The organism is Chromohalobacter sp. 296-RDG (genome assembly GCF_029889885.1).
GTDB lineage: Bacteria > Pseudomonadota > Gammaproteobacteria > Pseudomonadales > Halomonadaceae > Chromohalobacter.
Genome location: NZ_JARANY010000061.1, coordinates 1 through 14461 on the forward strand (window position 1 = coordinate 1; position 14461 = coordinate 14461).

A 14461-nucleotide genomic window follows, 5' to 3' on the forward strand; every position below is an offset into this window, starting at 1 on the left:
CCAGGTCTATCCGCGCCATCAGGCTTTCTTCGACTTCTACGTAGAGCGTTTCGCCACGTTTGGCGCCATCTTCCACGCGATGCAGTGTCCAGGTTTCGCCGCCTTCGTCGGGCAATAGCGCGAGCGCTACATCCGTCTGGGTAGGTTGGCGAAAACGCTGACGCTGGGTGAGTACGCCGGTCAGATGCATGCGCGGCACGGCATACCAGCTATAGGCACCCAAGGGTGGTGGTGACGGTTCCATACCCAGCCTGCGTTCTTTCTTGGTCAACGGTTGCGTGGGCGGTTCCAGCATCTGCGTTATCAACCGCTGGTGCTCCAGATCAACCAGGCTATCGCGAGGTGATAGCGTCTCGCGCGCCAGCATGCGTGGCCGAGCGTCGATGATCTGATATTCATCCGGCGCGAGCAGCGCATTCAACGAGTGATTATTGAGTCGCCAACCCTCATCGGTCTCGAATCCCGGACGCTGAAAAGCGAGTCGCCCAGGGTCTTCCAGATGCTTGAGGTTGGTCTCCAGGAGCTGGATATTCGGCGTGTCGCAGCGTTTGTCGCGATGGCGCCATACCCGCCCGGCCAACTGGATGATCGAACGCATGGAGGAAGGCTCGACAATCGCCCAGTCATAGTCGTGGTCGCGCCCGACTTCGGTGACCGGGCTCCCGAGCACGATAAATAGGTGGTCGGTTTCGTCGCTGCCGTCGAGTAGACGTCGGATATCGGCCTGCTCGAACACGCGATCAGGCTCTGCTCGCTGCAACGTGCGGTCCAAGCGGCGTTCGATTTCCGAGCGCATCACCAGCGGATGCCGCGAGTGGTACACGCACAGATGAATGCGTTGCCCAACGCAGGCGCCTTGTTGGAAGAGCGATCTGGCGACATCGACCAGCGGATCGATATTGGCCATGCGGATCAAACCGAAACTGACGCGCTTGCCGGTGACAGGATCACACGAATGGTGGCGCTCGTGGAGCTGGGCGGCCTGTGTACGCAGCACCTCGGCCAGGCCAGCACGCATCTCTTCAGGGCGCTTGCCCAATGCCGGCAAGGGTAGAAGCTCGCCTCGGCGACGCACGGGGTTCTCGGACAGGCGCTTGAGCCGACGCTTGGCAAAAGCGGCATGCGCGGCGCTGAAGGCGTCACCGTCGGCACAATCCTGATGCTGGCGATCATTTTCGTCGAACCACGCACAGCAGATATCCACGGGCTGGCCTGGCTCGCCACGATGGCACTGGTAGGCTTCACGTCCGCTGCGATATGCCTCATACAATCCGTGCACCAAGGCAGGCGGCAAAGTAGCCGATGATAGCAATACGCGCGAGCCGAGCAGTCCGGCCCAATGCACCAATCGGGTTAACGCTGGCAGATCGTTGATATCGAAGTCATCGATTTCATCGAGCACCAGATCACTGCTCATCAAACGCAGCATCGGTGCGATCTGGCGTCCGCCTCGCGTACTCTCAGTGGCCGCCACCAAGTGGTCCACGGTACAGACGAGAATGGGCGCGGCGATCAGTGAGCGTGTGCCCGGTTCATCTCCCAGGCGACGAAGTACGGGATGAGTGTCGATATTGCCTTCGAATACCACGTGGGCGTCTTCATCGATCAGCCCTTGCGTCGAAGCTGAGCCGCTCGCCTCAGCGTCTTGCTCATAGTGCTCGAATAGTGCCTTGTTGGCACTGCCGCCGACCCGCACCGCGAGTTCGTCTTCACCGAGATGCAAGCGCTCGCGCAGCGCCTGGCCGGTTTGCAGCGTGAGTGTGCGGAGTCCCAGCGCGATGCTAAAACGCGCGCCCTGCTCGGGGTCGGCCAACGCATACATGATTCGCCCGTTGGCCAGCGTCTTACCGCAACCGGTGGAGGCCATGTTGATGCCGAAGAAGCCCTGACGCTGACTTCGCTCACGCACCGACTGGGCAAGGTCGAATGCCTTGTCCTGCCAACGAAAGCGAGGATGGTCGCTTCTCTTGCGAAAGCCCTTGTGCCGCGCCAGACGTGATAAATGGCTATTCACGGTAGGCAAGGCACGTGCAATGGTACTGGCGTGCTTTTCGACCCCCAGTATATGCTCATCCAGAAATTGATTGGGTTGCCCCGTCTTGCGCACGGTATTGGCCACCAGCGGGTAGTCGGGTTCTCCTTTCACCCGTTTGGCTGGGTCTTCAAGACTCGAATAATGGTGATCCGCCAGCATCAAACACAACCGCGAAAGATGCATCACATAGGGACTATCGAGCCAGTTCGTATCGCCGGATAGACGTGCCAGTAGCCGCTTCGCCTGCTTGGCAGTGCGCTCGCGCCAACGCCATGTAGAAAGCGGCAAACCATCGGGAAACGTCCAATACGGCGTGACCCGTTTCGACTCTTGCGTCCAGGGAATCTCGTTCCACTTCGCGCTGATCAACGACAGAACGTCCCCCAGTTGGTCCATCTGCAGCGTGATATTCTGGCTGCCCCAACGGGTCGCGGGGTTCGATATGTCGTCGGGTGGCTTGAGAGGTAACCGGTGGTGACTCACGATCAGCCATCCGAGAGCAGCGGCCAAAGGCGGCAAACGTCGAAATATGGCGGAAGGCTCAGGATCGAGCCCATCGCGCTCCAGCCCATCCAGCCAGTCTTGCTCTTGATAGCGCCCCTCGGCGAGTCGCGTGAGCCATGTCTCATCATCGTCGTCACCGACGAAGGCCTGGAAGAGCCGCAACGACACCCATTCATGGCGGTACAGATTACGCCCTTCCAGCTTGCCTTGAAGCCGTTGCTGGAAGGCTGCGGACGCCTTGCCCAGGTCGTGCAACAATGCTGACATAGACGCCAGGAGCAGGATGTCCTCGCCGCTATGCCAGTCGTTTTCGTCTTCGCGGCGCAGAATATCCCGTGAGGTGGTATTGGTCGGTACCGCGCCCTGGAGGTTGAAGCGCTTGGCATCGCCGACGACCCACATCAGCTCGCTGTGATCGTGACCGCGAATCCAATGACACGCCACGGCGGTATTCTTGCGCGCCGTCTTACGCAGCAACTTCCTCAGCGTGTCGAGCCCTTCGAGCGTAATCGGGGTTTGCCAGGTGCGTTCTCCCCGGCGCTCGGCAAACTGGTCGAGAATACGCCGCGTTTCTTTGAGCGCGTTCTTGTTGCACTGGGACACCAGCAGCACATTCATACCTCAGGCCCTCCGAGGTCGAGGGCCACGGCCTTGAGCGTATCGATCATGAAGTCGAGGGATTCGGTACGCGTCAGCCGCTCGATACACGCCTGACGAAACTCCTGTTCCTCGTCCCCTTTCATGGCCGAGAGAAACGCTTGCGGGAGAATGATGGCGTCCTTGACCAGATCGGCAACATCGAAGACCAAGCCGCCCCGCCGCGTCTTGCCATGCAAGACCGCCAAGCCATGAGGAATCCCCAATACCCAGGTCGCCGTTGCCGCCAGCCCATAAGCCAGGTAATTGCCATGATCGAGAAACCGGTTCGCGGGGTCGGCGCCACTGCCACGTTTGGCACGCGTAAACTGGCCATACTTGACGGCTTGCGCCGCCAGCTTGAACAGCGTCTTGGTCAAACGCGCTTCGAGCGTCAGCAATTCCACGGTATCGGTCGCACTGGCAATCGCTTCTCGATGTTGTGCCAATGCATCACTCAAATGCTGGGCGGATATGTCAAAACCCGCCTCCTTGAGCGGCCGGCTTTGCCACAGCGATTCGATGCGCGATAACCGCGCCATCTGGAAGGCACGGGCAGCGTCGAGGCGCTTGTCGTCATCGAACCAGAAGCGCACCCAATGCTGCATATACTCGGTGGGGCGATATTCGCTCTGCGGCGTCAGCCAGGCGACGTCCACATCGACTTCGTTCGCCGCGAAAAGCGGCGTGCCGCCACCGCCACAGAACCCCACCAGCACACCGGCCTTGGCCAGCTCGCGCATGGCGGCCTGGGTAATCGACGTGCCCGTTCCCAGCAGCAGCGACGTCGTATTGGCAATGGGAATGTTCCAATAGCGCGACTGCTTGCCTTCGTCGGTGACGTACTCGACACGCCCGCCATTGACCAGGACCCGGCAATGCTGGAGGTAATATAGATTCGCGCGTTTGGAGTGCAGGATCGTTTTTAGATCCGACGGTGACAAATCATCCATGGAACCTCCGGCATTGGGGTAGCGACTACAACCGCTTACGCTCTGTTACCCTCATATAAGCAAAGTCGATTGAGCCCGACTACCCCATGGATAAAACACCAGGGGAATTTTCCGGCCGGCTGCACAAGTGCAAGACCATGGGGGATACGTCATGAAGGAAACGTCGCCGCTCGCCTGGGACACGCAGGCGCGTTATCACGTGATCGAGCTGTTGGCGTACTGGGAGGGTCGCGTTACGGCCGCCGCGCTGCGCGAGGCGTTTCAACTGGGCAAGGACCGGGCCCAGCAGGTGCTACGCACTTATCGCGAGGAAGTCGCGGTGGATAACCTTGCCTACGATACGTCGCGCAAAGCCTGGGTGCCGACATCGCGTTTCACGCCGTATTTCATTCACGGCCATGTGGATGAATATTTGCACCTGCTTGGCACGCACGATGCCTTGAATCCACAGTTCGTGGGGCTTGGTCTGGGTGCGGCCAACACGGAATCGGTTCCGATGCCGATTCGGGATGTCTCGCCGGAGGTGGTGCGTGCAGTCGTGTCGGCGGCGCGTGAAAAGCAACGCCTGGAGGTCGTCTACGCGAGCTTTTCATCACCAAGCGGCGAGGATCGGATCATCGCCCCGCATACGCTGGTCTATGCCGCAGGACGCTGGCACGTCCGTGCGTATTGCGAGAAGAACGCGGCCTTTCGTGATTTCGTACTCTCGCGCTTTCGCGGCGTCCCCGAGGCCATCGGCGATGCCCTGCCCGCTGCGGCCCAAGCGAACGATGTGGACTGGGAGAATCGCCTGACACTGGAGATCATCCCCGACCGACGTCTCAGCGAGGCCGAGCAAACACTGATCGCTCAGGACTATGCCATGACGGCACACGTGCTGGAGATCACCTGCCGCTGCGCGCTGGCCCAATACGTGTTGCGTGAATACGGCATCAATCATCGCCATGTGGAAGGCGACCCACGTGCCCAGCAGGTCGACCTTGGTAATCGCGAAGCCCTGCGACAATGGCTTTATTGATATATTGCTAATCCTCACGCCTGCGGGGAGCTGAACGATGAAGCCTGGCGCTTTGAAATTCGCACATTGATGACACGGATCTGGCCAAGTCACTAGCAACGTAGTCTCGAACTGTACGGTTTATTTTGCGCTATCTTTGGCATAGGATTCTATCTTCCCAGCGCTGAAACGTCGGCAAGCTACCGTGTTTCATCTCTAGCGTTGGAAAACATCATTCAGGAGTAAGGTCATGAAACGTCGCGTAACGAGCAGCCGTACCCTGCGTGCAGCAGGCTCCATGATGGATGTTTGGCCAGTCGAAAACTACGCCCAGTACATGCCCAAGGGCAGTGATCAAGAACGTATTGCCCAACATTGGACAACTGTTGGCAGTCACCTCCGTTCAGCCTTGAGCCAATATGCCTTCAACCACGCCGCCAAACGGTGAGCAGCCTTCTCAACGCGACCTCTCCCTTCAAGACGGGCAACAGGTCGACGAGGAAACTCAAAAGGAATTCGTCGGCCTTATTGAGCAGTTGCATCATGGACAGCTTTCCGAGGAAGAGCAGGCACGGTTAGGCGATCTGATCGTCAGTGCCCCAGCTCCCGAGCCCCAAAACCAATCCGTCGCCATGATGCGGCAAGTGAGCTATCAAGGCCCTCTCCCGCCTCCCGAGCAACTGAATGCCTATGATGAGGAAACACGTCGTCTCATCGTGAATATGGCCGTCGACGAGCAGCACCATACGCACGAAATGCGTCGCAAGGGTCTAGAGGGTGCCATCAAGAAAGATGAACGTGGACAACGATACGGGTTGACCGTTGCCATCGTTGGCCTCGTGGCAGCCACCGTGATCGCACCCTTCAGTTCTGTCGCTGCGGGCGTAATCGGAACTCTGGATCTCGTTGGCATGGTCGCGATATTCGTCGCCCCACGTATCTTGGAAAAGCAACGTACAGGCAGCGAGCCACCAGAAGACGACGCCTAGCGTACCCACCCTGAATACCACCGACTACTTTCGCTTACGATTCATCCCCGCGTCTGCGGGGAACGGTCTAATTATAGACGCTTGTTTATAAAGGACAAAATCGCTCAGCATATTTCCACCAGCGATATTGCCTATTTTTTAATCAGCTCGAATTGTTAAAGATACAGTGAAATCAAGAAGTTGATAAATTTCCGCAAGTAGCGCACCAAAGCCATGTACGCCGCACGTTTACTAGCTCATGCACTTTAGAATATAGCTTCTTATCCGCGATTGTTACGTTACCATCCTCTGAAGGTAACCGCGCGCCCAGGCGATTTGCGATGCCTGATGCTACCCCACACAAAACCCCCGGCCGCATCGCGACCGGGGGCGAGATCTTGATACCGAAGGCCAGCCGCATAACGGCTGACCGGGCACGCCTTAAGCAGGCGGCTGTTCCGGGCTGTCGGGCATGTTGATGTTGCCCGGCTCTATCCGGTTGAGGTGCAGGAACTGCATGTGCAGTTCGTACTGGTCGAGGATGTCGCCGATCACCTGATCACGGGTGTAGCCCATCAGGTCGTAACCCTGGCTACCCTCGAGCAGATAGACCTCCAGCCGGTAGTAACGCGAGTCGGCATGCGGCGCATGCATCGCGAACCCAGGCGTCGAGAAGCCCTGACTCCAGATCTGATAGGTAAAGTTCTGTTCGTCCTCGAAATCGACGTTGAGCGACATGTAATCGTCGCCGTTCTGCATACCTTCGTGAATCTCGGCGGACACGCCCTGCTCCTGCAACGAACCACGTACGGCTTCCATGGCCGGCTTGCAGGTCTCGTCCATGAAGCGCCGGGCTTGCTTCTTGCCAGGGAAGCTCATGGCACGCCGGAGACGCTGCTGCCAGTTGCGCGAATCGCGTTCGTTACCACCGCCGGTGCGCCCGGAAAGCTGGCCGGCCAAGCTCAAGCGCCGGCTGTCTTCCTTGAAGGCCTCGAGTTTCAACGCCTTGAGCAACCCTGCCATCATGAAGAACAGCACGACCGAGAACGGCAGACCGGTAATCACCACCGCGCTTTGCAACGTGCTCAAGCCCCCGGCGAGTATCAGCGCCAGTGTCAACACGCCAATCACCGCCGACCACAGAATACGCATCCAGATCGGCGCATCGCTGTTGACGTTCTTGAGCTTCGAAGTGAAGTTCGAGAGTACCAGCGCCCCGGAGTCCCCGGAGGTGATAAAGAACACGATCGCCAGGATACTCACTGCAGCAGTGGTCAGGATCGGCATCGGATACGATTCGAGGAATAGATAGATCCCTGCCGGCGGATTATTCATCACCTGCTCGCCGAACTCGCTGGCACCGTTCATCGCCATATCAATGGCACTGTTACCCAGCAACGACATCCACAGGAACATGAAGACGATCGGCAGCGTCATGGTACCGAGCACGAAGGTGCGGATGGTACGGCCCCGCGAAATACGTGCCAGGAACAACCCGACGAACGGCCCCCACGCAATCCACCAGGCCCAGAAGAACAGCGTCCAGCCGTTGAGCCAATCGGTCGGCCGATCGAAGGCATAGGTGTTGAATGACAGACTGATGAAGTTGGTCAGGTAATCGCCGATGTTCATCACCAGCGCGTTGAGCAGGAAAATCGTCTTGCCAGCGAACAGCACGAACAGCAGCAACAATACCGCGAGCAGGATATTGAACTCGGAAAGACGGCGGATGCCGCGTTCCACCCCGGTCACGGCGGAGATGGTCGCGAACATCACGATTGCGAGCACCAATACCACCTGGGTCCAGGTACCCTTAGGGATACCGAACATATAGTCCAGGCCAAAATTGAGCTGGATGATGCCGATCCCCAGACTTGCAGCAATGCCGAAGACCGTGCCCAGCACGGCGGCAGTATCGACCACATGGCCGATCATGCCGTAAATCCTATTGCCGAAGATCGGGTAAAGCGCGCTACGGATGGTCAGCGGTAGATTATGCCGGTAGCTGAAAAAGGCCAGCGCCATGCCTATCAGGGTGTAGATACCCCAGCCGGATACCCCCCAGTGCAGGAAGGTCAGCTCCATGGCATGGCGCGCTGCGGCAACCTGATCGTCGGGCGCGTTGGGGGCGTTGTAGAACTGCGTCAGTGGCTCGGCCAACGCGAAAAAAATCACCCCGATGCCGATCCCCGCAGAAAAGAGCATCGCCGCCCACGAGAAGATATTGAAGTCGGGGCGCGAATGCTCGGGCCCCAGGCGGATCTTGCCGTAGCGCGACAATCCCAGGTAGATCACGAAAGCCAGGTAAATCACGACGGTCAGGAAGTAGTACCAACCGAAGGTATTGGAGATCCAGCCGAGGATGGCATTGATGATCGAGTTGGCCTGGTCGGTGGCGATCATCGCCCACAGCGAGAAGGCGACGATGCCGACCACCGAGCTGTAGAACACCGGCCCATTGAGGCGGTCGCGTGACGGCGCCTCGTTATTGGATTGTGTCGTCATAGGAATTCCTGATCTGGTTCAGGCAAAGTTTACGTTCACGGCAACGGGCACACACACTCGCCCATCCGCTGTTACTAGCTTAAAAGCAATACGGAAAACCGCTTTTTGTTGAATACTCATTTAATAAAACAATTATTCATGCCTCAGTCAAGCCTTGTGCCGCACACCGACCATCGGGCGTCGAGCACACCCCACACATCTGCGGGGACGAGGGCGTACTCCAGCCCTCGATGCTCCGCCCGTCCGCTTTACCTTTACATCTGAGGCAAGGTCTTCCATTCGCTACCCAGAAAGGCTGGGATGTAGCGAGCCCCTCATTCTTTCTCGCTAGACATAAAAAAAGCCTGCGTTAGACAGGCTTCAGTAGATGATGCGCATATTAGCCGTTACATGCGCAGCCGGGAGGCTGGTGGCATGTATAGCTTCGGTTTATACAGCTATCTCCGCATGCTTTCCCGGTAGTGCACACTCGACAACATCCTTGAGCCAACACTAGATCACCAGGCTTCTCGCTCTTGACCGTGACGCAATCACCCTCGAGCTGAAGCTCTTGGGTAAAGGTCTGCTGAACTTCAGATGCCTGATTGATTGGGTGGATGTCGGGAGACGACCCCACCGGTTGCGCCGCATACGCCGACAACGAAAAAATCAGAGCGGCAGCAATGGCCACGACACGATACAACATTATTGTTTTCCCCTGCGAAAGATACTTTATTTCCGCCCATTTAAGCGGCTCCATCACCAACAATAGCAGGGGGGCGCCATTTAACTTGGCACTTTTAGTACTGCAGCACTATGGATGACCACACTGCTTTTAAATTAATAAAATCTAATAAAATTAATATGAATTAAATAAACCTAATATAAAGGCCGTTAGAGAGCGCTATTCGACAAAGGGACTGCCCTGCGTTAGAGCAACATAAACCAGTGACACTGGTAAGACATTCAAAATATTATTCAGTTCATAACTTCCTCGGTAAAGTACCTAACCTATATAGCCTCATCGTACATAGCGTAAATTCACCCCCCATCATCGATCAGCAGAACGTGTGGTCCCTTCCCCCTTCTTCGTCGCAAACGTTACCCTATTACACTTTGCGCCCGTTATCGGACACTCTTTCAGCCTTGACGAGGCTTCCTACCGATAAATTGAACGAAGTGCTTGGCAATCATTTTGTTATGTTATAACCTCCCTCGGCATTAAAAGGAGTCGTCATGTCACATCGTCACCGCCCGGATGGGCCTTGCCATTTTTCATTGATGTCGATGGGCGCGGGACGCCGCGTGCTGTTGGCACTGTTGCCGCTGGGGCTGCTGTGGTTGGCCGTGGCGTGGGCCATGGGAGCCTTTGCATGAGTCGCTTGACGCTTGAGGCATTGACCCTCGCACAGAGTGGGAGGACGGTGCTGGAGAACATCAGCGGCACTTTCGAGGACGGCGCGATCACGGCGCTTGTCGGTGCCAATGGCGCAGGCAAGAGTACCTTGATCCAGGCCATCATGGGCTTGCTGCCGCCACTCAGCGGGAAGGTCCATTGTGGCGTATCCAAAGAGCGCCGCGCGTGGTTGCCACAGCAACTGGCACTGGATCTGACCTTTCCGATGAGTGTCGAGGAATTGATGCTCAGCGGTTGTTGGCCCACGCACGGCACCTTCAAGCGCTACGGGCCGCAGGATTACCGGCGCATGCACACCATCATGCAGCGCCTGGGGTTGAGCGGTCTGGCGCATCGCCCCTTGGGCGAGCTTTCCGGCGGTCAGCGCCAGCGTGCCTTGCTCGGTCGCACATTGATGCAAGAAGCGGAGCTGCTGCTGCTCGACGAACCATTCGCCAACGTCGATACGCATACCGTGGAAATCCTCTGCGACACCCTGCGCGAGATGGCCAGCGCCGGCGCCACGGTGATCGTGGTGCTGCATGACATGGAACAGTTGGCGAAGTTGGCTGATTGCGTCTTTCTGCTGGCCGGCGGCCACGCCCAATGGGTCGAACCGGAAACGCTGCTCGAGCGGCATCATGCATCAGCGCGCCGCCACGCGCATACCCAGGCCCCCTTTATTTCCCTGAATTTGCCGGACGTCCCGCCATGCTCGACCTACTGACCACGCTGGATGCGTGGCTCATCGCCCCGCTGACCGATTACGCCTTCATGCGCCGCGCTCTGGTCGGCGGCTTGGCGCTGTCGTTGGCTGCGCCGCCGTTGGGCGTGTTCCTGATGCTGCGCGGCATGAGTCTGGTGGGTGACGCCATGGCCCACGCGGTATTGCCCGGCGTCGCACTGGGATTCGTGCTGGCGGGGTTTTCACTGCCGGCAATGAGCCTCGGCGGCCTGATCGCAGGCCTGTTGGTTGCGGGTCTGGCAGGCAGCGTGTCGCGCATGACCGGCCACCGAGAAGACTCGGCAATGGCCAGCTTCTATCTAATTTCGCTGGCACTGGGGGTGATGCTGGTCTCGCTGCGCGGCAGCAGCGTCGATCTCACCCACGTGCTGTTCGGCTCGATTCTCGCCATCGACGACACCGCGCTATGGCTGATCGCCTCGGTGGCCAGCGCTACGCTGCTGGTACTGGCGCTGATCTTTCGCGTGCTGGTGGTCGAATGCCTCGACCCGTTGTTCCTACGCGGCCAGGGGATTCGCGGTGGCCTGGTTCATGGCGTCTTCCTGGGGCTGATGGTGCTCAACCTGACGGCCGGGTTTCAGACGCTGGGCACGCTGATGGCGGTGGGCCTGATGATGCTGCCCGCCACCACCGCGCGCTTCTGGTCGCAACGCCTCGAGGGGTTGATCGGCCTGGCGATCCTCATCGCCATGGTCTCGAGCACCGGCGGCTTGCTGGTCTCGTACCATCTGGGCCTACCTTCCGGCCCGTGCATCATCCTGGTCGCCGGCATTGCCTATCTCGTCTCGGCGCTATGCGGTCGCTACGGCAGTCTGCTGGCACGCGTACGCCGTCGCGCCGCACCGCTGGAGACAGACGAACACACGTGCAAGCCATCATGAACCTGACTCGCCTGATTACACACAAGAGGGAACCTGCATGTCCAAGTCTTTGACGTTACTGCTTGGCGCCGCCGCGCTGACACTTTCCAGTGCAGCGCGCGCCGAGGCGCCGCTGAATGTCGTCGCCAGCTTCAGCATTCTTGGCGACATGGTCGAAGAAGTTGGCGGCGAGCATGTCGATGTCGCCACCCTGGTCGGCCCGGATGGCGACGCCCATGTTTTCTCGCCCAGTCCCACCGATGCGCGCGCCGTAGGGGAAGCGGACCTGTTCATCATCAACGGCCTGCATCTCGAGGGGTGGCTGGACCGCCTGGTGGAAGCCAGCGGCTATGAGGGGCCAATCGTCGTCGCCAGTCAGGGCATCGACGCCCTGAGTTTTGACGAGGAACGGTCGGCACACGACCATGGCCACGAGGGGCATGACCACGGTCATAGCCACGACCACAATCACGACAACAACCACAATCATGATCATAGTCACGACGACGCTCATGCCGGCCACGACCATGGCGCGAAGGACCCGCACGCCTGGCAGGACCTGCAAAACGGCAAGCAGTATGTGGAAAACATCCGCGACGCGCTCGTCGAAGCAGACCCCGAGCATGCCGCTGATTATCGCGACAATGCCGAACAATATATCCAGGCCATCGACGCCCTGGATGCCGAAGTTCACCAGCGCATCAGCGAGATCCCCGACGCTAATCGTGTTCTGATCACCAACCACGATGCCTTCGGTTATTTCGCCAATGCCTATGACCTGGATGTGCTCTCGCCAGTAGGGCTCTCTACCGCCGCAGAGCCCAGCGCCGCCGACATGGCCAAGCTGATCCAGCAGATCCAGAAACGCGACGTCAAAGCACTATTCCTGGAAAACATGACCAACCCGGCGCTTCTTGAGCAACTCGCGGACGAAACCGGCGTCGCCATCGGCGGCACGCTCTATGCCGGTGCCCTGGCGCCCGAAGGCGAGGCCAGCACCTACCTCGGCATGTTCCGCCATAATGTCGATACGCTGACCGATGCCTTGAAGGACTGAGCGTCAGCAGACGAGCGCCATCGAAAAGGGCAGTGCCATGGCACTGCCCTTTTTTGCGTGTCCTCAGTCATCCAGCGGATGCGGCGGATGCTCACGCTGCTCAGGGGGCGGCGGGAAGTACTGATAGAGCCAGGTTTCACTCAGCGTTTCGCCGTCGCCTTCCAGGACCATTCTCATATCGATGGGCTCGACCGAATCTTCCGTGGGGTACCAGTCGAAGATCACGCGGATGCCTTCGAACTCCTCCACCTGGAAGATCTGAATATCGCCCGTCTTGCCGCGCGAGACCTCCAACTGCGCCATGATCGGGGGACCATTCTTGGCAATACGCAGGATATCGCCGCCGATGTAATCCACCGCGAAGCGCCGCGCCCACTCCTCAGGATAGTGCTCGCCGGGCGCCCAGCCTTCTTTGAAGCCGCCCATGCCGCTGCGGGTCGCACGAACACGCGCAAGGTCTGTGGTCACCGGGGCTTGCGCACTCCAGTAAAGACGGTATGCAAAGTTCAGTGAATCCCCTGGCTCGATGGCTTTGCTGGGTTTCCAGAAGGCCACGATGTTGTCCATGGTTTCGCCGGTCGTGGGAATTTCCATCAGTTGGAGATCGCCCTTGCCCCAGTCATTGCGGGGCTCGACCCAGAGGCTGGGACGCTCGTGGTAATTGCCGATCACGTCTTCATAGGCATCGAAATCCCGCTCGGTCTGCAACAATCCGAAGCCCTTGGGTGCATCGTCGGCGAATGAGTTGTACTGCAGCTTCGGCGGATTGTTGAGCGGCCGGTAGATCCATTCACCGTTACCGCGCCACATCGTCAAACGGTCGGAATCGTGAATTTGCGGATGAATGGTGTCGCACATGCGCCGCTGATGAGTGCCGCAGCTGAACATGCTGGTCATCGGCGCAATCCCCAACTGTTCGATGGCCTCGCGCGGATAGAGGTGCTTGTCGATTTCCATGACCACGCGCTCTGCCTCGCAGTGGATGACGAAGCGATAGGCACCGGCGACCTTGGGCGAATCGAGCAAGGCATAAGCGGTAAAGGTAGTGCTATCCGGTTCCGGCGTCTCCAGCCAGAAGCGCGTGTAGGTGGGAAATTCTTCCTTCGTCGACTCGGCGAAGGTGTTGACCGCAAGCCCACGTGCCGATATGCCGTATTGATAGGTGTCGTCCACCGCGCGGAAGTAACTCGCGCCCAAAAAGGAGACGATGTCGCGTTCGGTGAGGGACGGCGCTTTAAAGACGCGGAAACCGGCAAAGCCCAGCGCCTCATCGTCCTCGAACTGAGAGACGTCGACGTCCGCCTTGTCATAGCGGAACAGCGACGGATCGAAGTGGATCTCGCGGGCGCGGCGAGAATCCGGGTCGAGGGCAAACATGCGTACCGGCTGGTTGAAGCCCATGCCGACGTGGAAGAACTGCACGTCGAGCTCGCCATCGAGACCGTGCCACAGCGAATGCCCCGGATCGTAACCGATGGCGTTGTAATCCTGCGGCGTCATCTCCGCCAGCGTCGAGGGCAATTCGCGTACGTTGTCTTGATAGCTGGCGTTCGCCATTTCCTTGGCCACACGTTGTAGCCACTCGAAGCTGAAGTCACTGGGCTCGCCATCGGCGATCTCGGGTATGCCGCGTGTCGCCGCCAAAAGCGGCGCCGCGGGCAAGCCATAAAAGGCCGCCAAGGCCAGCGAGCGCTTGAGTAAGGTCCGTCGATCCATCATAGAGCGTCTCTACCAGAAGGTGGGAGTTTCCTTGCCAACCACATTTATCAGACGTTACCCGAGACAAACGGTTCCTGCATCAAGCGCCTCTTGCGCACTTTCAACGT

At 58.7% G+C, this 14461-nt stretch carries 11 protein-coding genes; 7 read left to right on the forward strand and 4 right to left on the reverse strand.

Features of this window, described 5'->3' with window-relative positions:
- Both cas3f and cas1f read right to left on the reverse strand, forming a co-directional pair.
- Positions 1-3157 (reverse strand): type I-F CRISPR-associated helicase Cas3f (gene cas3f / locus OP495_RS14655; RefSeq protein ID WP_280570327.1); only part of this gene is annotated, 3157 nt, incomplete at its 3' end.
- Positions 3154-4128: a type I-F CRISPR-associated endonuclease Cas1f gene (gene cas1f / locus OP495_RS14660; protein WP_280570330.1), complete on the reverse strand. Its 975-nt coding sequence runs from the start codon at positions 4126-4128 to the stop codon at positions 3154-3156. The genes cas3f and cas1f, both read right to left, overlap by 4 nt.
- A gap of 151 nt (positions 4129-4279) precedes the next feature.
- On the opposite strand from cas1f, the gene OP495_RS14665 reads away from it, so the two are divergent.
- From OP495_RS14665 to OP495_RS14675, 3 genes are all read left to right on the forward strand, one after another.
- Positions 4280-5146, forward strand: a complete 867-nt coding sequence (locus OP495_RS14665) for a WYL domain-containing protein (protein WP_280570333.1) — start codon at positions 4280-4282, stop codon at positions 5144-5146.
- Positions 5147-5375: 229 nt separating this feature from the next.
- Complete coding sequence (locus tag OP495_RS14670) at positions 5376-5573, forward strand: hypothetical protein (protein ID WP_280570336.1); 198 nt, start codon at positions 5376-5378, stop codon at positions 5571-5573.
- The gene (locus OP495_RS14675; protein WP_280570338.1) at positions 5545-6114 is read left to right on the forward strand and encodes a DUF2335 domain-containing protein; all 570 of its coding nucleotides are present in this window, start codon (positions 5545-5547) and stop codon (positions 6112-6114) included. The genes OP495_RS14670 and OP495_RS14675 overlap by 29 nt, the downstream gene beginning before the upstream one ends.
- Before the next feature lie 420 nt (positions 6115-6534).
- On the opposite strand, the gene OP495_RS14680 is transcribed toward OP495_RS14675, so the two are convergent.
- Positions 6535-8598: a choline transporter gene (locus tag OP495_RS14680; RefSeq protein ID WP_280570340.1), complete on the reverse strand. Its 2064-nt coding sequence runs from the start codon at positions 8596-8598 to the stop codon at positions 6535-6537.
- A 1215-nt stretch (positions 8599-9813) separates the two neighbouring features.
- On the opposite strand from OP495_RS14680, the gene OP495_RS14685 reads away from it, so the two are divergent.
- Genes OP495_RS14685 through OP495_RS14700 form a run of 4 tightly spaced genes read left to right on the forward strand, consistent with a single transcriptional unit; the run spans position 9814 to position 12635 of the window.
- Positions 9814-9954, forward strand: coding sequence for a hypothetical protein (locus OP495_RS14685; protein WP_164915593.1), 141 nt, complete (start codon positions 9814-9816; stop codon positions 9952-9954).
- Positions 9951-10700 (forward strand): ABC transporter ATP-binding protein, encoded by a 750-nt coding sequence (locus OP495_RS14690; RefSeq protein WP_280564321.1) that lies wholly within the window; start codon positions 9951-9953, stop codon positions 10698-10700. The genes OP495_RS14685 and OP495_RS14690 overlap by 4 nt, the downstream gene beginning before the upstream one ends.
- Positions 10685-11599, forward strand: coding sequence for a metal ABC transporter permease (locus OP495_RS14695; RefSeq protein ID WP_280570342.1), 915 nt, complete (start codon positions 10685-10687; stop codon positions 11597-11599). The genes OP495_RS14690 and OP495_RS14695 overlap by 16 nt, the downstream gene beginning before the upstream one ends.
- Positions 11600-11636: 37 nt before the next feature.
- Entirely contained in the window at positions 11637-12635 is a 999-nt protein-coding gene (locus OP495_RS14700) for a metal ABC transporter substrate-binding protein (protein WP_280570345.1), read from the forward strand.
- Positions 12636-12698: 63 nt separating this feature from the next.
- Here the strand turns inward: OP495_RS14700 and OP495_RS14705 are convergent, their stop codons facing one another.
- Positions 12699-14354, reverse strand: coding sequence for a glucan biosynthesis protein D (locus OP495_RS14705; protein ID WP_280570347.1), 1656 nt, complete (start codon positions 14352-14354; stop codon positions 12699-12701).
- Positions 14355-14461 lie beyond the last annotated feature (107 nt).